Raw genomic sequence first — 19,578 nt, 5'->3', positions numbered from 1 at the left:
CTTTTGTTTTAAATTATCTTGTTCTTTTTTATAATAGGGTATTCATCATTTGTATCACTCTGTTTTTTACTTTGCGTCCATATGATTCCCTACCCCCGACACGATATCCCACATAGTATAGTGATCCGGAACGATTAGTCTCTCGTTGAAGTATGCTAGCATCTACAGGAATGGTTAAAAAATCATTTCTTCTATGTTGAAAAGCATAGACTGCCATGGCGGCAAATTCCATATGAGTACCTAAAAACAAGCTATCCCAATCTCTATTACTGGTCTGTGTGGCGATGATGCCTATATTGAGAGACTCAAAAGCCCTGTTCCAACGTTCTTTATATGCATTGAGAACCTGATCATTACCTCCGTATTGTTGAACAAGTTCAATATAGGCCTCGTAATTACGTCTCCATGTGGTTTGCACCAATCCACGACCACTGAATTTATAAAAGTCAGCCTCGGCGATTATCCCTCCTTGGGCAGGATCAGTAGGAAATCCAGCCGGATAGGTGTCTCCGTTCCATGCCCTATTAGTTGTATTTGCGACATCTTCATAATGATCAAGATCACTATGGGTCTCTAAAAAGTCCCGATCGTTAAATAATTGGAATGCAGTTCTGTTGTTGGGTCTATTTTGGGGATAATTATTATACGAACGTTTACGCCCTCCATTAGTGCCAAACATATAGGCCAAACTACCCCGTTCTCGTATGGGTCGAAAAGTGCCGCCAGTTTCATTAATAATGATACTCGCCAGGGCAAAAAACTGAAATATATTGATCTCAAAGGATCCTACATTTCCGGTATACAACAATGGAATATTGTCCCATACTTCATTAAAGTTATTTAAATGCTTGTCAAAATTCCTATGGGGAATGTTTCGTTCTCTCCAATGAGATCTTCCCCCGACTTCATCTTTAAACCAAGCCATAAAATTATCCTGATCACTATGATCAGCAAAAAAGCGATTGATATCAGCACTATTTCTAAATAGTATATCTCCGAACCGCTCTATAAACCTGGTAAAAGGATTACTGCTACCTGTAGTTTCAGGTTTTGCAGGGGATTCATTTTCATACTCCTCTACATTATCACCGCCTCCTTTAGCTGAGCCTCTACTTGCCTCAAAATAATCAAGCTTTCCAACATTGTTAGAAGTATCCAAGGGTGGGACATTTTTTTTGGTATCATAGGAATAATCCTTTTCAGGATTGTCCCTGAATTCAACCATACCGACACCATCTTCGTTACGCTTTCCAATATCAGTCGTATCAATGTCATCCTCGTAAGACCGTCCTTCTTTATAAGATTTTCCGGTTTTGTAGTCATCTACATAAGAGGAGTGGTCATCTTTGGAATAATCGTCTGTATCGTAATCATTCTCATAAGCCCGTCCTTCTTTAGTGTGTTTATTGGATTTCGAATGAAATCCGTTTTCCTTATTATTTTTAAGATTATAATTCCCCTTCTTTTTTGCTGTCATTGTAATCTTTTTAAAGTTAATTCATGTTATATATAATCAGCAGTTTGGATCGGTTGTGGAAATGGTTTTATAACTCTTGCCACAACACCAATCAATTGAAAAGATTCTATGTCAACTTCCTCTACGACTTCAGGATTCAGTTTAAATGTGTAGTTTGATAGATTCTTATTACTTTTTTTCGTTGTCGTTTTAAATGAAAATTGCAGTTGCTCATATCCCTTGGTTTGGATCCTTATTTCATACATTGTATTGGCAGGTAAATTAGTTGCCAGTCCATTGTTGGATTTGGTCATCTTAATTGAAATTGGCTTCCCTTGTTTGAGAATCTTTATTTCTTCAATGGCCACCGCTACGTCTTTTTGGGTATTGGCATCTTTAAAGTTGAACCTGCACGAGACCTGATTTAAAAGCATTGTATTCAACTTGAGGAATAGCATAGGCTTGGCCAACAGTGATTTTTTTATGACCGGTGGTTTTTTTACGGTGGTCATTTTAATGCTTTGCATTTGTCTTAATTGTGGTGAAAGTCTCAAAAATTGACTTTGTTTTTTTGCAATTACTTTTTGAATTGACTGGTTCTTATTCAACTCCTTCTTCCGATGAAGCTGTGCAGAAACATTCAGTAATGTTTTTCTGTTTAATTTAAGCCCTTTGTTTACAGAGTTCAGCTGAACCTTTTGGCCGGTTTTCAGTTGAGCCATATTTACAATAAAGGGACCTAAATTTTGTAGTGTCTTATGTTGAAGTAATACTTTTTTGTTCTTCTCATTATCCGACACTTTCATCTCCACTTGGCGTACAAATATCAGCTTGCTTGTAACCCTAGGGATTTCAATTTCTTCTTTGTTTAAAATATGGATCGTCCAAAAAGGAGAATTCAGAATTCTATTATCAAACCAAGGTCTAGTGACCCCTGCAAAAAGAACCTCAAAAGTAATTTTTTCAAATTCCAGGTCCGAGAGTCCTGAACTTCCAATAATTTCGCTGTATTCTTCCGGCTGTATATCCTTTTTTATCTCCTCCAAATCAGACTTATTCATTTCAATTTTAGTCCATTCGATTTTTTCACCATCGTATAAATTATTGGGAAGACAACTGGTTAAATAAAAACTATCTCCGCTTCCTGCATGTTCTCTTTTGGCAGTATCCAATATTCCTTTGACCTCATTGAAGCGTAACAAAAATCGTTTAAACTCGTCCTTAACAATTGTTAGAATCTTCTCATCAATCTCTTCTTTATTACCCGTCTCCTTCCACTGTTTTTCTACTGATTTCAAATTGTCTTTTTTTAATTGAATTTCCAATTCAATAGCCGCTTTGTTAGCATCGTTAAGGGAATCACCTAAGTTTTCAATTTCATTTGCAATTTTAGTGCGTAATTCAAAAAAAGACTTGTATCCATTTATATCTTCGGTACCTAAAACTTCCAGAGCCTTTAAAAAAATTGGATGCTTGTAAAACATTTCAATTTTAATGGTATCTGGATCCAAAAGCCGTAGGCTTTGAAGAATACTTTTATAGGGGTTAAATAAATAGTCCTTCTGTTGTCCCGATAAAGCCCAAAAATTATTTTCCCTTGGAATGGTATTGGCGATTTGGGAAAACTCATACAGTTCATCCACATACTTCTTAGCATCTTCTGTTGCCATGTTGGAATCTAAAAAAAGGAAGTCATCATAGGTAAAGCCAGTGGAAAAAGGAGAAAAAATAAGGTGGTAATCCTCCTTTTCCTCATCCTGACTTAAATTGGTTAAAAAGACCTTTTTGATCTTCTCGAATATGGTTGATAATTCTGACATAAGATTTAGCTATATGATTACACCCATTCTTTAACATCTGGTTTTGCATCCGGGGATTTTGGAAGAATGTGGCATTTAAAACCTATTAGTTGCATCCCTTTTATACGAATCCCCTGAGAATCATAATTTGACTCGAAATTACGCTCTTGGCTATGGCTCGAATAGCCTCCACCGGCATGAAAAGGTCCCCATGAAACAAAGCCCCCACCACTGGCTTTTTCCATTTCAGTAGCCAATTCAGAATGTGATTCTCCGAAAAATAAGTTCAGATCCTTTACAAAAATAGCCGTGGTAGTATACGCCGGGATCATTCCTTGTGGTGGGTTTCCACCATCCGAAACCATGTTGTCCTTAAATTCAGGATTGCTTTTATCAAATCTCCAGTATTTGCTAGTTAAAAAATTAATGTTAACTCCAGGACGGACGATAGGTACCTGACATATCTTAAAACGTAGCTGAAAACGCGAAGTATCAATTTTACGCTTGGATTTAGTTTTTTCGTAACTTCCTTTTCCTCCAATATTGAAGAAGCCTAAAGAAAGTCCACCGCCTCCGCCACCTTTTTTCTTATCAAATTTGTAATTGGAAGCATAGTCACCACTATTAAATGTAAACTCAGTCCATCCGTTATCGGTTTCAGCAAAACCGCCCGGTAGGAGCGAGGTATAGTAAAAATCAGATCCTGAAGAAGGTCCGGTAAGTCTGGATTTCTCAAAGTCATCAATGTATTGCTGTTTTAATGTAAGCATACTTCTTCCTTCAACCTGTGCAATGTATGCGGCAATCTGATCATACTCTTCCTTGAATCCATTGGTTATCCAATCGTTTTTAGCAGCCATTACTTTACTCCTCAATATGGATGCATTCATCGTAAAGAAGTGTACGGCTGCCGGATCTTTTCCAGCCAGGGCATTGACGCGATGCGTATTATACTCCAAAGCTACATTTAGAAAATTCTGAAGTTTTTCGTTGTATTTTTTAACCAAGGCGGTTTCTTCCAAAACTTCTTCTTCCTCTTCTGTAATCAGGTTCTTCTTTATTTTCTTTTCTTGTAAAAGCCCCCTTAGCCTTACAATCTTGGCCTTGGTCTTTTCATCGGGCTCAAAATTAGCAACTTGACTGAATTTCAGTATATGCATATATGCCTGACTCAGGGTGTTTTCCGGATTCCACACGTTCATGGTGACGGCACCCTTTACGCCACTGGTATCAGGTACCATATCACATAGACGGGCAAGGTTTTCGGCCTGCATGTATTTTCGGGTAGCATCTTGTGCTAACAGGGCATTAATCTCTTCCGGAGTCTTTTCTTTTGGTTCTTTTCCTTCTTCGACTTCCGGTTCCCGGTAAATTCCTGTAAATCCTGTGGATAAAAATTCCAGTTCTTCTTTTGGATAGGGCATTCCTACGGAAAGCCAAGCCAAATAATTATCATCTGATTTAGGTACGACATCGTCCCCATTGGTCAGTACATCGTACAACTTTCCAAGAACAGAGTTCATAAGTTGCTCAGGTAAAACTTGTTTTGCCATGATCTTATATATATTAAATTAGTATAGTTTCTGACTCTTAAGGAGCCATTAAATTCAAACTTTACATTACGTTTTAAGTATCTAATACTAATTGACGGGGTATGTGTTGCAATCCAAAAGAGAGCAGGTCGCTTTACTTTTTAAAACGCAGCGGAATAGGTTATTTAGGTTTTTAAGGGTAATGGTTAAAATTAAGCTTATAATATCATTAAAATAAGGGGCAATAACCTGATAATGAGAAAGAAAAACCCCTTTTTTCGAAAGGGATTTTTCCTGCATAAACTTAAAGAGTGTAGTGTGAACGCTCTGAATCAGAAGTTTTATGAAAATATAGAATTCTATTTGAAAGAATACAGTACGTAGAATATTAACAAAAAACAGCTATCATTTTAATATGGCGAACCAATTGTGTTACATTTTGAATCAATTATTATTCATATAATTTTCTTTGATAAACAAACATCCATAATGTGATAAGCTTGTTTGCTAAAGTTTGTAAATTGCGATATCTGGTTTGAGAAAGGATAAGGCAATGCATAACTGATTTTTTAAATTAAAGACGTGATGGAGAACGAGGTCGAAACATATAGATTTCACAAAACAGATTGTGGTGTTGATTTTCTTTTGAATGTTGTTCATTTAGAGAGTGCTGACGGAACCTATCTTAAGAACATCCCGTTCAATACAGATTTCTTTGAAGTAGTGTTTTTTAAAAAGGGTAGTGGTCGGCTTATATTAAACCATCAGCAGATTGATTTGAAGGATAACAGTGTGGTCTTTATATCTCCATATCAAAAAAGACAGTGGCATTTTGATAAGGAAAGTGACCAGGATTTTACAGTCCTCCTGTTTCAGGAAGATTTTCTTAATGAGTTTTTCGCCGATAAGCTTTTTACTTACAAACTTCTTTATTTTTACCAACTTCATTTTCCTGTGCAGATGAACGTTGACAGACCTTTTATTGAAAAATACTGTGCATTACTTACCGAAATAAAGGATGAACTTGTACATACAAAAGCCGGCAGTGTCCACATTATACGGTCCCTACTTTATTACATCCTCCAAAAACTTAATAGGGAGTATGCCCTTAGAAATGATTTAGACTTGGAAAAGGAGAATAATCACTACGCTTTCAAATTCAAGCAATTGATCGAAATTAATATAAAGAAAAAACAACGTATCGCTGATTATGCCGAGATGCTTGGTATTAGCAGGGTTTCTTTAAATACCGCCGTCAAAGAACAATTTAACGTAACGGCTACACATCTATTAAAACAACGGTTGTTGCTGGAGATAAAGAACTATCTGATCCACTCAAAGCTGACTGTAAGCGAAATTGCTTATCAGCTCAATTTTTCAGAACCGAACCATCTGATGCGTTTTTTCAAAAATCAAACAGGAATGACTACCAGTGAATTTCTTACCGATAACGGATACAATTTGCATTCCTGAAACCTCCCTTGGTAATCAATTTTATTTATCATAATGGTAGTTTTAACTCCTGCTTTGGTAGGTTTATCCATTCTAAAACAAGGGAGCTTTGTATAATACAATGTTAACGAATAAAAATAGATGAAAATGGGTAAAAAAGCATTAATAGTAATTGACATTCAGAATGACTACTTTGAAAATGGCGCATGGGAACTTGTGGGAGCAAACGAAGCAAGTTTAAAAGCACAAAAGATGATTAATCACTTTAGAGAGAACAATTTACCAATAGCACACATTCAGCATTTTGCTGTTGAGGGTAATATTCCGTTTTTCCACCCGGGAACACCTGGTGTTGAAATCCACAACAATGTAAAACCGCTAGAAGGAGAGAAAGTAGTTAAAAAGAATTATCCAAATAGCTTCAGGGATACTGATTTAATGGAATACTTGAAAGAAAACGACGTATCAGAAGTAGTCATCACCGGGATGATGTCACATATGTGTGTGGATGCAACAACAAGAGCTGCCAAGGATTTTGGATTTGATTGTACGGTGATTAGCGATGCCTGTGCCTCTAAGGATCAGGAGTTGGATGGTAAGCTGGTCAAAGCCGCTGATGTACACACCGCATTTTTAGCAGCATTAACATTCTTCTATGCCAGGATAACTACAGCCGAAGGCTATATTAGTGCATAACAATTGAGTAACAAAAACTGTTAATACGGTTTTTGTTACTTAAAACTAAAAGAGAAATTCAATTTTTTCTTCCAGGGATGAAATATCACATAGGTAGCAGAGATATGTTAAAATAACTTAAATTACAGGTTGTCACTTGCTCCCTTAATCAATAAAAACTAATTTTGATAATTGATGAAAAGGACAATTCTAAATATTTCAACGAGTTTCAAGCAATACTTTCTTGTATTGACAGCAATACTTTTTGTATTGCTTTCGTCCTGTGCCATCAAATCCAGTATTAAAGAATTGACAGGTATTTCTGCGAACACAGAGCAGGGAGTACCACAAAACAGTCGTAATTTATTTACAAATTCAGTTGAAAAATGTCCGTCTTTTGACATTTCAGATTCACAAGTTGTTCAAAACATCTCTTCTCATTCGGACGATTTACTACCACTAATTAGCTTTAAAACTGCATTTTTATTTTTGTTTGACTTTCCTTCACTAGAAAGTGAAAGTATACATCCACTTTATAACGGCAGTAGAAAAATCCAAAGTTCTATTCCCATCTTCTTGGAATACCAGAAACTGATTATCCATTACTCCTGCTAAAAAATTTTCTTTCGCCTATCGACCCCCTGGTCAGCTAGGCTAAATTTCTGTTATATCCATTTTAAAAACAATCTACGGTCGATCCATGTGATCTTTCCAAAATATGTAACGTAATATGATTAAACATATTAAGGTGACCTCATTATTGTGGTTAACCATTGTTGTAGTGTATCCAATAAATGCGCAGCAACATAAGGAGTATACTTTAGGCAAAATATGGTCTAAAGTGGAACGAAATTATCCTGGAATAGGAGCCGAAATCTCTGCTGTGGAGGCAGCTAAGCTCAATGAGAGAGTAATTAAGAGCGGTACACTTCCTCAGTTAAGTGCACAGGCACAGAACACATACGGAACCTTTGAAGGAAGTGCAGGAGCTTTTTTTCCCCAGCCAGGTTTATTCAATGTCAGTGGTTCGGCTATACCACTGCAAGGCAGTTCTACTACTGCCAATAGTTTTGGTTCAGCCGTTGTTGAATGGGAGTTGTTTTCTTTCGGGAAGAACCGCAATCACAAGAAGGCTGCAACTACTTTGTATCATAAATCAGTAAGTGAAAAGGGTGCTTACTTGCTCAAGCTTAAAAAGACATTATCCCAGCGCTATATTTTTCTATTGTACAACGATGCCAAGTTAAAATTATCCGAGAAGAACGTACAACGCTTGAATGAAATTCTGAAAATTACTTCTAGATTGTCGGCATCGGGATTAAGGCCTGCAGCAGACAGTCTTCTAGCCTCCTCCTCGCATATTCAAGCTTTGGGCGAACACGATAAATGGGAGGGACTTAAAAACGCTTCTATTATCAAGTTGTTGGAGCTATACAACGAGGATACCATTGTATATGCCGCATCCGCCAAACAATTCAGTAATCCTGTGGAAAATGGATTAAACCAGATGCGTATCATAAATACTGCTCACCCAATCTTGGATGCTTTGGAAATGCAATCTGAGTATTTTAAGTTAAGTGGTAAGGCAGAAAAAAGAGCCTCATTGCCATCGATAAGTCTTTTAGGCGGTTATGCTTTTAGAGCAACTGGTATCAACCCCAATGGTACAGTAAGTGGAGCGTGGGAAGAAGGGTTTAAGAATTCAACCAATAATTTTCTAGCCGGTATTGGCATTACTTGGAACTTAACAAACTTGGTAACCAATCGAATAAAAGGAGAACAGTTACTTAAAGAAGCAGAAAGTGCGGAACTACTTCATTCGCAATACCAACAAGGAATGCAGGCAGATTTATCGGCTTCCCAGGCAAAAATTATACAACAGTACCAACAACTTCAAAAAGCCTTGCTAGCTGTTAAGCAATCAGAAGACGCATACCGAATGTACCTCGCAAGATACAAAAGTGGGTTAATCACCCTGAGCGAGTTGCTACAGATTCGCAGTATGCTTGAACAAGCAGAAAATGCGCATATAGAAGTCTCTAGAGACTATTGGGTATTACTTACTTACCAAGCCGAGCTTACCGCTGATTTCGAGTACTTATTTAACAACCTTTAACTAATCGTTTATGAATATTATAAGATTTGCGTTAAGGAAGCCTATTGCCATAATGGTTGTTGTATTGACCATAGCTTTCTTTTCCTATAACACGGTAAAAAATATAAACGTTGATATATTTCCAGAAGTGGAACTCCCTGCGATGTACATAGCCATGCCTTACGGAGGGCTATCCCCTGAGTATATGGATGGATTTATGGCTAATGAATTTCAAAAAGTGCTACTGTTTGTAAGTGGTGTGAAGAACATTGACTTTAAAAGTGTACAAGGCCTAACCTTAATGAAATTAACTTTTTATCCGGGGACTGATATGGCGCAGGCGGCAGGAGAAGTATCCACCTCTGTTTCAAGAGCAATGGGTTTTTTGCCTCCTGGTGCGGTTCCGCCGATGGTGGTGCGTTTTGATGGTAGTTCACTTCCCGTGGGACAGCTAGTCTTTGAAAGTGATCAGCGATCGGTTAATGAACTGCAGACTCTTGCCATTTCTAAAATCAGACCTATGTTTACAACTATTCCGGGTATTACTGCCCCGGCTCCATTTGGAGGGAATAGTAGAACCATAGTAGTAAATGTAGACCCGGTTGCCATGCATTCTAATGGGCTTACACCTGAGGATATCACAGTCGCCATTACCAACAACAGTCTACCGTCTCCGGCTGGAAATATCCGTATAGGAGAAGAAAACTTGATGGCACCCATTAACTCCATTTTAAAAGGGCCTGAAGAGTTTTTAAATACACCGGTTAAAACAATAGACAACCGTACTATATATGTGAAAGATGTTGCCAGCGTTGAGGACGCAGCTGATCAAACTGTAGGCTACGCCTTAATTAATGGAAAGCGTTCAGTTTATCTGCCAATTATTAAGAAGGCAGATGCTTCCACTTTGGAAGCGGTGAAAAACCTTAAAGCATCTATTCCAATGCTTAAAAATCAATTGCCGGAGGATGTACAAGTGAGTTATGAATTTGATCAATCTACCTATATCCAGCGTTCACTTTCAAATCTAATCCACGAAGGTCTATTAGGAGCACTATTTACCGGATTGGTGATACTGATGTTCTTGGGAGATACACGAGGCGCTCTTATTGTAGTATTCACTATTCCAATTTCTATTCTTGCAGCCGTTACCGTACTGCATTTATTTGGACAGACTATCAATATGATGACCTTGAGCGGTCTAGCCTTATCTATCGGAATCCTAGTGGATGAAGCTACTGTAACCATAGAGAACATACACCAACATATGGAACTAGGCAAACCCAAGCAGAGAGCTATTTTAGACGCTTTACTCGAGATCTCTATTCCAAAATTTCTCATAATGCTTTGTATTCTTGCGGTATTGACTCCTGCCTTTATTATGACCGGTATTCCAAGAGATATGTTTATGCCTTTATCCATGGCTGTTGCCTTTGCAATGATTGCATCCTTTTTGGCTTCTCAAACCTTTGTGCCTATACTGGCGAATTGGATGATGAAAAATAAGCACGTTAAGATAACTAAGACAAAACGAAAGCGAGCATTCTTTGAAAAATTCCGTGTCAATTATTCTTATAGAATGCGCAAGTGGTCTACTAAAGCACTCTCGATTTTTGCTATTTATGTCTTGGTAGCGGGGACTGTAGCCGGCATACTATTGACTGTGGTGGGTACGGATGTAATGCCTGTTTCAAATAACGGCGATTTTCAGATTCGTCTCCTGGCTCCAGAGGGTAGCAGGATTGAAAAAACAGAGCGTCTGGTCAAGGGAATTATTGGGACTATTAAAGCTGAATTACCTGAAAACGGATTGAATATTACATCCGCTTTTGTGGGAATGCATCCCTCAAATTCACCTATCAATCCGATATTTCTTTTCAGCAGTGCTTCTCATGAAGCCGTCTTGCAGGTGTCTGTAAATCAAGATATTTACGATGGGTCGATGGAGGATTTTAAAGATAAAATACGTACGAAGATTTCACAAACACACCCTGAGGCTACGTTCAACTTCGAACCCATGGAGCTAACAGAAAAAATTATGGGGCAAGGCGCGATGACCCCTATTGAGGTAAAAGTGAGTGCCAATAAGTTAGGTACTGCAGTTAAACATGCTGAAAAAATTGAAACAAATTTGAAAAATGTTTCATACTTGCGTGATGTTCGTATTGCAGAATCCACGTCTTACCCCAGTTTAGCAATTGATGTAGATCGGGATCTTGCCGGACAGTTTGGTTTGACCATGAAGGATATTACACGCAGTTTGGTTTCGGCTACCTCATCAACTCGTTATACGAATAAAAATTTATGGGTTGATCCAAACTCCGGACGGGTATTTCAGACTCAAGTACAGCTTCCTGAAGGAATTATGTCGGAAGAAAAACTACGATCCCTTCCTTTGAAATCCGGAAGTCTTCGTCCTGTTCTGGAAGATGTGGCCACCATAAGTAGTGTAACCACGCCGGCACAGGTAAACCGCAAAGGGCCAAACCGATACGTCACCATTGTCGCCAATGTTTACGGCGAAGATCTAGGTACGGCTTCACGTGCGGTTGATACGGCTATCAAAGATGCTGGAGAGCCCCCACGGGGTACCCTTGTTTGGACTGAAGGAACATTGCAACTTTTAGAAGATACCCTAAGTAGCCTATTGGCAGGTTTAGGTGTGGCTATTATCGCCATATTTCTGATGCTGGCGGCCTACTACCAATCGTTTAAAGTTCCGTTGATTATTCTTTCCGTATTGCCTGCCGTGATTGCAGGAAGTCTCACTGTCCTGTTTTTGACGGGCAGTACACTAAATCTGCAATCATATATGGGAATCATTATGTCGCTTGGCGTCTCGGTTTCCAATGCGGTATTGCTAGTTAATCAGGCAGAATATTATCGCAAAAAACTGGCGCTAAAACCCGCTAATGCCGCGAGGCTTGCTGCTTCATCAAGATTAAGACCTGTTCTTATGACTGCCGCAGCAATGTTCGCTGGAATGTTGCCGATGGCAATGGGATTAGGAGATGGAGCAGAACAGATTGCGCCACTAGGTAGGGCAGTTATTGGAGGTTTGATTGCCTCTACGATAACTATTCTTTTGTTAGTTCCTCACTTTTTTTCCTCATTGATGTCTAGGACTTCTATTATAAGCCCTTCATTAGATCCTGATGATAGCCAAAGCAGGTATTATTTGGAACAGTCCAAACAACAAACCGTATTATAAACTTTAAAAATGCACATTTCAATGTTTCACAGTATTTCAATATATAGAAGATTAATAACAATATTGGTGTCCGCCTCACTATTGGGATTTCTATTTTCCTCTTGTTCGCAACAAGACGGGCAAAAGAAGGAGTTACAGTATAGAACGTCAATTTCCGAAACTTATCCTACCGCTCCAATAGCGGTCTTGAATCCTCAGTACCAAATATCCGTTCCTGCGGAATTAAAACCCTACGAGCAAGTAGCGATTTATGCCAAGGTAACGGGATTCGTCAAACAAATTCGTGTTGAACGTGGCGACCGCGTAAAAAAAGGACAGCTCTTGGCTGTTCTGGAAGCCCCTGAGATGCAGCAACAGTATCTTTCTGACAGATCCACAGAGCAAAAAGTATATAGCGATTATCTCTATGCAAAACAGGCCTATGATCGCCTCGTTGTGGCTTCAGAGACTACAGGGGCAGTTGCGGAGATTGAACTTGATAGAGCTAAAAGCGCTATGGAAAGTGCCAAATCCGCTTATGATGCTTCAAAGGCAGGTACAGGGCATACCTCACAGTTGCAAGAGTATCTTTATATCACAGCACCGTTTAACGGAATAATTACTCAAAGAAATGTATCCGTAGGGGCATTGGCAGGAAAAGCAAATTATTTGCCGTTATTTAGGGTTGCGCAGGATGATAAACTGCGGTTGACCTTATCTCTGCCCGAAAAACACGCGTCTTCTGTTTACCCAGAGATGCCGGCTACTTTCACTATTAGTTCACAGCCGGGTAAAATTTTTGATGCCAAGCTTTCCCGCACCTCTGGTATACTCGATCCGCATGATCGCTCACTTGCATTGGAGTTTGATGTAAGTAATTCTTCAGGCCAATTGCAGGGTGGAGATTATGCACAAGTTAAATTGAAATTAAAACGTGAAAACCCTTCCAACTGGGTCAAGAGCCAAAGCGTCTTGAAAACCCAGTCAGGAAAATATGTTTTAACATTTAATAACAACCAGGTAAAACGGATTGCTGTAAATGAAGGAAATCGATTAGATAGCTTGACAGAAGTCTTCGGAAATCTATCTCCAAATGACAAAATCATTATTAAACCATCAGAAGAAATTAAAACAGTTAAAATTAATTAAGAGAACTATGAAAAAGCATATTAATAAAATAACAGTAGTCTTATTATTAATCGTCACAGGTTGGGCAAATGCTTCAGAGCAACAAAGAACTTTGCCGGTTTATGAAATCCCCAATAGTAAAAAGATTTTAGAGACACCCTCACAACAATTTCCGGAATTAAAATTCAAGGACGAAACTGGTAATATCATTTCACTTAAATCCCTAAGAGGGAAGGTCGTTTTCATCAATCTTTGGGCCACATGGTGCCCCCCGTGCATTCATGAGATGCCTTCAATTAACGGGCTTCGAAACACCTTTAAGGATAATGATGATTTGATATTCCTGATGGTCGATATGGACAATAAAATTGAAAAGTCCAAAGCCTGGATGGAAAGTAATAATTATGACCTTCCCGTGCATGTTATGGACAGTAGATTGCCTCGGGAACTGTTCAGTGGTTCCATTCCAACGACAATTATTGTCGATAAACAAAACAATATCGTAGCCCGGCATGTCGGTATAGCGGATTATAACTCCCCGGAGATTATCGAGTTGATGGAGAAACTGTTAAATGAAAAATTATAATTAATTCGCAAAAGATATTGAAATGAAAAAAAATCTAATATTGGTAGTGCTTCTTTGTATAAGTGCTGCGTCATACGGACAAATATTAAATCCAGTAAAATGGTCTTATGCTTCAAAGAAAATCAACGACAAGGAAGCTGTGTTATTTTTAAAGGCTACTATTGACCACGGTTGGAATATCTATGCACAAAAAGTTCCTGAAAACGGTCCGGTGCCCACGACCTTTTCGTTCAATTTATCGGAATCATATCAATTAAACGGAAATACCAATGCACCACATCCGGTGGTCAAACATGACCCCACATTTGATATGGAGATCGGTTACTATTCAGAAACGGTGGTTTTCCAACAAAAGGTAAAATTATTGGAAAATTCAACTGCTGTTAAAGGAACACTGAGTTACATGGCATGTGATGACACACAATGTCTGCCACCAGAAGAAGTAGCTTTTAATATCCCAATAAAATGAACTAATGATGAAATTTAAAATGAAATTAGTTGTGATGCTATTGCTGAGCGCATTGACGTATTTTCCAGCAAGTGCCCAAGATAGCCTCATTTCATTCGATGATGTAGAATTTACAGAGATAAAACAACAACCTGTAGATAACGTGATACTTGGTGAAGGGCAGACGACCAAAAAAGTGACTAACGCAGTCACAGATCATGAAGCACAAAACAATAAAAGTTCTTTATGGACGATATTCATTGCGGGTTTTATCGGAGGTTTTGCGGCTCTGATTATGCCTTGTATTTTCCCAATGTTGCCACTAACGGTGAGTTACTTTACAAAGAGTGGAAAAGCAAAGGGTAAAGCAACGGCACATGCAATGTTGTACGGTTTGTCCATCATTGTCATTTATGTTTTATTAGGTATTCTGATTACTGTTGTTTTCGGAGCAGATGCATTGAATAGCCTTTCCACCAACGGAATCTTTAATTTTTTATTTTTCGTTCTTTTGGTGATTTTTGCTTTTTCATTTTTGGGAGCATTTGAACTTCAGTTGCCATCCTCGCTTGCCAACAAATTAGATCGAAATTCAGATCGCGGAGGTCTATTAGGGCTTTTCTTTATGGCAGCAACATTAGCCGTTGTATCATTTTCGTGTACGGGTCCAATTATTGGAACATTATTGGTGCAGGCAGCTACAATGGGTGAACTTTTAGGTCCTGCTATCGGGATGCTGGGCTTTGCATTAGCTTTGGCTATACCATTCACCATCTTTGCTATGTTTCCTAGTCTTTTGAAAAGCCTGCCCTCCTCAGGAGGCTGGCTGAACAGTGTAAAGGTTACACTCGGATTCTTAGAATTGGCTTTAGCGCTGAAATTTTTGAGTAACGTAGATCTCGCTTACCACTGGAATTGGTTTGATAGAGAAGTGTTTTTAGTCCTTTGGATAGTTATTTTTGGATTTTTAGGACTTTATTTATTAGGGAAAATTCGTTTTTCCAATGATGTCCCAATAGACAAAATGAGCCTACCAAGAATGGTATTTTCAATGCTGGTGTTTTCCTTTACGCTTTATATGGTTCCCGGCTTATGGGGAGCTCCGTTGAAATCTATTTCAGCATTTTTACCTCCACAGACAACTCAAGATTTTGACTTGTATACCTCCTCATTTGGGACAACGCAGGCAGGTCATACTACAGAAGGTAAAGCTCAAAAATATGCCGATATATTCCATGCTCCATTAAACTTGAATACTTTTTTTGATTATGAAGAAGGGATGGAATATGCAAGAAAAGCGGATCAACCTGTAATGCTAGATTTTACAGGTCACGCTTGTGTTAATTGTCGTAAAATGGAAGCATCTGTATGGTCAGATAAACAGGTGTATAGGTTGTTAAGTGAAGAGCTTGTTATCATTCAGCTTTATGTGGACGACAAAACAGAACTACCGCAAGCAGAACAATTCACATCATCTTACAGCGGAAAAAGTATACGTACAATAGGCAATAAATGGAGTGATTTTCAAGCCAGTAAATACAATTCCAATTCGCAGCCATACTATGTGATGTTAGACCCATACAGCGAAGAGCTATTGCTAAAACCCAAAGGAGCAGACTATAACCCTGAAAGTTATTACAACTTTCTTCAGTCAGCCATTGACCGATACCACAATAAAAATAAACAGAATTAAGAATCACTAAAAATTAATGTATATGAAAATGCAAGCCAGAAATGTGGCAGTCAGTCTCGGATTTTTCATTTTTATAGCCATTTTGTTGGCTTCCTGCGGGAATATCGAAGGTAAAAAGAGCAAACAAGATACCCGTGCCCAAGAGGCGACGAAAGTTGAAATTCCAGCGCCTGAAGATTCAGACCTTTCATTTAAAGACAAAGGCGGAAACATCGTTACTTTAAGCTCGTTGAAAGGTAAAGTAGTTTTTATTAATTTTTGGGCTACGTGGTGCCCACCTTGTATACATGAAATGCCCTCAATTAACGAACTGAAACACTCTTTCAAAGACAGTGACAATATAGAATTTTTGTTGGTTGATGTGGATAATAAAATAGAGAAATCCACGGCCTTCATGGAAGAAAACGACTATGATTTACCCGTGTTTGTTCCAGCTAGTATTATACCATCTTCCTTTCTAGGGGGTGCCATACCAACAACTGTTATACTTGATAAAAATGGAGAAATGGTAGCCCGCTTGGAGGGCGGTCGTGATTATACACACCCACAAATCATCAAAGGTTTGAATGAACTGGTCGCAAAATAATGAGTTTAAAAAAAAGAAAAATTATGTTGAACGATCAAGAGGTAGTTGAAAAGAAAACTCAGGTAAACGGATTTATCGGGTTTTTGAAAAAAAACGGATTCAATATCATTATGCTGCTTCTAATCCTTGTACTGATAATTCCTGATGCAAAATCCTACGTACTTCAACAACTAATGGTAACGGGATTATTTAATGCGAGCATGGATGTAAACGAAGTGGATAAGGGGAGTAAGGCTCAAATAGATTTTGAATTTGTTGACGAAAAAGGAAATTTGAAACATACATCATCCTTAAGGGGAAAGGTTGTCTTTATTAACTTTTGGGCTTCATGGTGTCCTCCTTGCCGCGCTGAATTTCCCTCCATTGAAACACTTTACACAAAATTCAAAGATAACCCGGATGTTTTCTTTTTGACCCTTAATGAGGATAGTGACTTAGCCACCGGGAAAGCTTATCTTGTGGAGGAGGGGTTTTCTGTACCCATGTATACCTCCAGAGGCAATATCCCGACACAGGTGTATTCTGGGGCACTGCCTACGACCGTTGTGCTTGATAAGGATGGAAGAATTAGGTACCACCATACAGGCTTTGCAAATTATGCAGCACCTAAATTTATCGAGCAAATTGAGAACCTGATAAGTAAATAGTTCATTCTTAAGATTTACTTGTATCGGATTAAACCTTCTCAAACACCAATTTAGCGGTGCAGCATAAAGGATCCTTTCTTTAAGGGTAGTACAAGTAGTTGCCGATATATGGCAACTACTAAGTTACTACAAAAGCTGTCAACTGTTTATTTGATAAAATTAACAGCAGAGGACGTTATATTTCAATATGATGTTCCCAATAAACACCACTGATGTCAGTGATCTTTATAGTGTAAGTCCCTTTTTTCAAGTTTTTCAAGTTATCATGTTGTAGGTTTATTTTAGCCTTTGCTCCCAAAGGAACAATCAAACTGTGTTTAGCAGATTTAATTTTGGCGATATAATAATTGGAAATACTTTCTTTGGGTAAAAAGGCCAGGTCTTCTTGTGAGTACGTTAGAATGGCATTGTTTTGCTGGTCATAAAGTTCTATACCAATAACCCAAGAGCCATATACATCAGCACCTTCTGTTCTGAAGACATCAAAGGAAAGGGTGTTGTTAGCGATTACACCTTCGGTAATCTCCAGTTTAGGTTTTACTGACTTATTGTGGAGTGTACCCCACAGGCCGCCATGAAACACCTGATTGGTCATCAGGGTCATCCCTAGTATGCATAGCGAACCGATTAAAACGACTTTTGGGAAAATATTTTCTTTAATGGGAAGTACACCCGAGCCAAGCCACGCAAAAGATTTCTTTTTGGTGATGGCATAGTTGTTTTTCATCATATAACGATCTAAAGAATATCGCCCACTACCGGTAAGGAATAATACAAAGCCAGTTGCGATACCCAATACTCCGATTTGCCATTCGTCTAAACAGGTAGTCCCAATCCAACCGGAACCAAGTAAGATTCCCATGGCCAGACCAAATACACCAATGCTCATAAGTCGGGTAAACAATCCAAAGATGATCAGTAGACCTACTATCCCTTCAATGATTGTAAAGAGTACCATGCTGATCCAGAGAATATCAGGATTTTCTACCAAGTATAGAATGATAGGTTTTATACCCAAGGCATTGGGTAAAAAGTGGTTAAATTTTTCTCCGATATAACCTGCTAATTCAGGATCCAGTTTGTCCGCTAATATAGTTCTTCTCCAAAAGGCTGAAAAATATGTCCAGCCTATAACAAGCCTTGTTGCCAGAGCCAAAAGGCCAGCGTCATTTTTTACACTTATATGTTGCATAAATGAATATTAAATGGTTAATGAAATGAATCCTTTTTTGCTGAATTGAAATCCAAAAAGAATTCCATTCTCAGTCCTAATTAATTGGTCAGGAAGCTCACTAGGGTCTACTTGGAATTTATCCAACGAAATGCCACAAACAAAAACTTTCACATGCTGCTCTTTGGCTTTTTTGAGAAGTTTTTTAAAGCTATTATTATCAGGAATATCTTTTACCGTTTTGCCGCATATTACCACATAAAATTCACCATAGGAATTACCATCTTCCTTAGCCAATTCTTCTGCGGTTAATAGTACAGGCTTGAGTTGGTTGATGTTTTTGGTAAGCAAAAGATAATTGTTCTTTTGTGGATCAAAATCCTGTGCTTGGACAACTCCGAAAGATAATAGGAGCGTAGATATAAATAGAATAAAATGTTTCATTTTTTTAATTTAAAATTGGAATTTATATTGACAAGAGCGGTGCCCGTAAATACAGGCTTTCGCCACTTGAATCTAATGATGCTAGGAATTACTGATAAAATAGAATTACGGCAGTCGATCTATTGGATGATCATTTGGCTAAACCGAAAGATAGACACTAGTCTCTAGATGGATCTTTACGGTTAAAACCACCATGGACTAACATATAATACTTTGGAGCAATGCTGCAACTGACTCTAATTATTCTATCAGAAAATCAATTACGAATAAATCTTTAGATTCCGGTATAAAATGTATAAAGGAACATCAGAAATTAAAAGGTATTTCGATGGAGGTGAAATTACGGGATATTGGTAGAAATGACCTGTGAAATCATCAGGACAAACCGCATTAAATAGCAGCTTTGTTACTGTGATAGATGGTTTAATGACTGTTTCATCAGATTGGGAAATTTCAACTGAAAAGCAACCGAACTGCGAAATTGTCGATTGACTTTTATTCAATGCTTGGGTCTGAGATACACCCAATTTGGACTGCATAAAATTTCGGACCTTACATGGGGAAACTAAAAGCAACAACGCCAGTCCTGCAATGGAAAGCATAGTGACAATCGGTCTTATGTATAGTCTTTTTTTCATCTATGCAAAGGTAGTAAAAATGAATACCAATAAGATGT

Annotated in this window: 17 protein-coding genes; 11 read left to right on the top strand and 6 right to left on the bottom strand. The window is 38.3% G+C overall.

From position 1 onward, the window contains the following. Window positions 1-28: 28 nt before the first annotated feature. Genes ACN0TV_RS15310 through ACN0TV_RS15300 form a run of 3 tightly spaced genes read right to left on the bottom strand, consistent with a single transcriptional unit; the run spans window position 29 to window position 4,808 of the window. Window positions 29-1,477 carry a hypothetical protein gene (locus ACN0TV_RS15310; protein WP_417363947.1) on the bottom strand — a complete coding sequence of 483 codons (1,449 nt, stop codon included), beginning with the start codon at window positions 1,475-1,477 and terminating at the stop codon, window positions 29-31. 26 nt (window positions 1,478-1,503) lie between these two features. Continuing rightward, a complete protein-coding gene (locus ACN0TV_RS15305) occupies window positions 1,504-3,276 on the bottom strand; it encodes a hypothetical protein (protein ID WP_417363945.1) in 1,773 nt (590 codons plus the stop codon). Between the two features lie 17 nt (window positions 3,277-3,293). Further along, window positions 3,294-4,808 (bottom strand): hypothetical protein, encoded by a 1,515-nt coding sequence (locus ACN0TV_RS15300; RefSeq protein ID WP_417363943.1) that lies wholly within the window; start codon window positions 4,806-4,808, stop codon window positions 3,294-3,296. A gap of 564 nt (window positions 4,809-5,372) precedes the next feature. Here ACN0TV_RS15300 and ACN0TV_RS15295 point away from each other — a divergent pair. The 11 genes from ACN0TV_RS15295 (at window position 5,373) to ACN0TV_RS15245 (ending at window position 17,287) form a co-directional block, all read left to right on the top strand. Beyond that, window positions 5,373-6,260 (top strand): helix-turn-helix domain-containing protein, encoded by an 888-nt coding sequence (locus ACN0TV_RS15295; protein ID WP_417363941.1) that lies wholly within the window; start codon window positions 5,373-5,375, stop codon window positions 6,258-6,260. A gap of 126 nt (window positions 6,261-6,386) precedes the next feature. Next, a complete protein-coding gene (locus tag ACN0TV_RS15290; RefSeq protein WP_417363939.1) occupies window positions 6,387-6,935 on the top strand; it encodes a cysteine hydrolase family protein in 549 nt (182 codons plus the stop codon). Window positions 6,936-7,109: 174 nt separating this feature from the next. After that, window positions 7,110-7,529, top strand: a complete 420-nt coding sequence (locus ACN0TV_RS15285) for a hypothetical protein (RefSeq protein ID WP_417363938.1) — start codon at window positions 7,110-7,112, stop codon at window positions 7,527-7,529. Between the two features lie 115 nt (window positions 7,530-7,644). Further along, window positions 7,645-9,030, top strand: a complete 1,386-nt coding sequence (locus ACN0TV_RS15280) for a TolC family protein (protein ID WP_417363936.1) — start codon at window positions 7,645-7,647, stop codon at window positions 9,028-9,030. Between the two features lie 10 nt (window positions 9,031-9,040). Further along, the gene (locus tag ACN0TV_RS15275; RefSeq protein WP_417363934.1) at window positions 9,041-12,220 is read left to right on the top strand and encodes an efflux RND transporter permease subunit; all 3,180 of its coding nucleotides are present in this window, start codon (window positions 9,041-9,043) and stop codon (window positions 12,218-12,220) included. A gap of 66 nt (window positions 12,221-12,286) precedes the next feature. After that, complete coding sequence (locus tag ACN0TV_RS15270; RefSeq protein WP_417363932.1) at window positions 12,287-13,348, top strand: efflux RND transporter periplasmic adaptor subunit; 1,062 nt, start codon at window positions 12,287-12,289, stop codon at window positions 13,346-13,348. Between the two features lie 7 nt (window positions 13,349-13,355). After that, window positions 13,356-13,913, top strand: coding sequence for a TlpA family protein disulfide reductase (locus ACN0TV_RS15265; RefSeq protein WP_040459948.1), 558 nt, complete (start codon window positions 13,356-13,358; stop codon window positions 13,911-13,913). Between the two features lie 22 nt (window positions 13,914-13,935). Continuing rightward, a complete protein-coding gene (locus tag ACN0TV_RS15260) occupies window positions 13,936-14,382 on the top strand; it encodes a protein-disulfide reductase DsbD domain-containing protein (RefSeq protein WP_417363930.1) in 447 nt (148 codons plus the stop codon). A 4-nt stretch (window positions 14,383-14,386) separates the two neighbouring features. Further along, window positions 14,387-16,054: a protein-disulfide reductase DsbD family protein gene (locus tag ACN0TV_RS15255; RefSeq protein WP_417363928.1), complete on the top strand. Its 1,668-nt coding sequence runs from the start codon at window positions 14,387-14,389 to the stop codon at window positions 16,052-16,054. A gap of 22 nt (window positions 16,055-16,076) precedes the next feature. Beyond that, entirely contained in the window at window positions 16,077-16,640 is a 564-nt protein-coding gene (locus tag ACN0TV_RS15250) for a TlpA family protein disulfide reductase (protein WP_417363926.1), read from the top strand. Continuing rightward, the gene (locus ACN0TV_RS15245) at window positions 16,640-17,287 is read left to right on the top strand and encodes a TlpA family protein disulfide reductase (protein ID WP_008991139.1); all 648 of its coding nucleotides are present in this window, start codon (window positions 16,640-16,642) and stop codon (window positions 17,285-17,287) included. Before ACN0TV_RS15250 ends, ACN0TV_RS15245 begins: the two co-directional genes overlap by 1 nt. Window positions 17,288-17,462: 175 nt before the next feature. On the opposite strand, the gene ACN0TV_RS15240 is transcribed toward ACN0TV_RS15245, so the two are convergent. From ACN0TV_RS15240 to ACN0TV_RS15230, 3 genes are all read right to left on the bottom strand, one after another. Next, the gene (locus ACN0TV_RS15240) at window positions 17,463-18,479 is read right to left on the bottom strand and encodes a TQO small subunit DoxD (protein ID WP_417363924.1); all 1,017 of its coding nucleotides are present in this window, start codon (window positions 18,477-18,479) and stop codon (window positions 17,463-17,465) included. Between the two features lie 9 nt (window positions 18,480-18,488). Further along, window positions 18,489-18,902: a DsrE family protein gene (locus tag ACN0TV_RS15235; protein ID WP_008991141.1), complete on the bottom strand. Its 414-nt coding sequence runs from the start codon at window positions 18,900-18,902 to the stop codon at window positions 18,489-18,491. A 260-nt stretch (window positions 18,903-19,162) separates the two neighbouring features. After that, window positions 19,163-19,540, bottom strand: a complete 378-nt coding sequence (locus ACN0TV_RS15230; RefSeq protein WP_156800214.1) for a hypothetical protein — start codon at window positions 19,538-19,540, stop codon at window positions 19,163-19,165. Between the last annotated feature and the right edge of the window lie 38 nt (window positions 19,541-19,578).

The organism is Galbibacter sp., from assembly GCF_048266365.1.
Taxonomy (GTDB): domain Bacteria; phylum Bacteroidota; class Bacteroidia; order Flavobacteriales; family Flavobacteriaceae; genus Galbibacter.
Note: the sequence above shows the minus strand (reverse complement) of the source record. Positions and strands in the feature narration are given on the sequence as shown.

What these genes read in the sequence shown, in the direction of transcription:
- ACN0TV_RS15310 (WP_417363947.1), bottom strand. Translation starts at nt 1,477, where the DNA reads ATGACAGCAAAAAAGAAGGGGAATTATAATCTTAAAAATAATAAGGAA.
- ACN0TV_RS15305 (WP_417363945.1), bottom strand. Translation starts at nt 3,276, where the DNA reads ATGTCAGAATTATCAACCATATTCGAGAAGATCAAAAAGGTCTTTTTA.
- ACN0TV_RS15300 (WP_417363943.1), bottom strand. Translation starts at nt 4,808, where the DNA reads ATGGCAAAACAAGTTTTACCTGAGCAACTTATGAACTCTGTTCTTGGA.
- ACN0TV_RS15295 (WP_417363941.1), top strand. Translation starts at nt 5,373, where the DNA reads ATGGAGAACGAGGTCGAAACATATAGATTTCACAAAACAGATTGTGGT.
- ACN0TV_RS15290 (WP_417363939.1), top strand. Translation starts at nt 6,387, where the DNA reads ATGGGTAAAAAAGCATTAATAGTAATTGACATTCAGAATGACTACTTT.
- ACN0TV_RS15285 (WP_417363938.1), top strand. Translation starts at nt 7,110, where the DNA reads ATGAAAAGGACAATTCTAAATATTTCAACGAGTTTCAAGCAATACTTT.
- ACN0TV_RS15280 (WP_417363936.1), top strand. Translation starts at nt 7,645, where the DNA reads ATGATTAAACATATTAAGGTGACCTCATTATTGTGGTTAACCATTGTT.
- ACN0TV_RS15275 (WP_417363934.1), top strand. Translation starts at nt 9,041, where the DNA reads ATGAATATTATAAGATTTGCGTTAAGGAAGCCTATTGCCATAATGGTT.
- ACN0TV_RS15265 (WP_040459948.1), top strand. Translation starts at nt 13,356, where the DNA reads ATGAAAAAGCATATTAATAAAATAACAGTAGTCTTATTATTAATCGTC.
- ACN0TV_RS15260 (WP_417363930.1), top strand. Translation starts at nt 13,936, where the DNA reads ATGAAAAAAAATCTAATATTGGTAGTGCTTCTTTGTATAAGTGCTGCG.
- ACN0TV_RS15255 (WP_417363928.1), top strand. Translation starts at nt 14,387, where the DNA reads ATGATGAAATTTAAAATGAAATTAGTTGTGATGCTATTGCTGAGCGCA.
- ACN0TV_RS15250 (WP_417363926.1), top strand. Translation starts at nt 16,077, where the DNA reads ATGAAAATGCAAGCCAGAAATGTGGCAGTCAGTCTCGGATTTTTCATT.
- ACN0TV_RS15245 (WP_008991139.1), top strand. Translation starts at nt 16,640, where the DNA reads ATGAGTTTAAAAAAAAGAAAAATTATGTTGAACGATCAAGAGGTAGTT.
- ACN0TV_RS15240 (WP_417363924.1), bottom strand. Translation starts at nt 18,479, where the DNA reads ATGCAACATATAAGTGTAAAAAATGACGCTGGCCTTTTGGCTCTGGCA.
- ACN0TV_RS15235 (WP_008991141.1), bottom strand. Translation starts at nt 18,902, where the DNA reads ATGAAACATTTTATTCTATTTATATCTACGCTCCTATTATCTTTCGGA.
- ACN0TV_RS15230 (WP_156800214.1), bottom strand. Translation starts at nt 19,540, where the DNA reads ATGAAAAAAAGACTATACATAAGACCGATTGTCACTATGCTTTCCATT.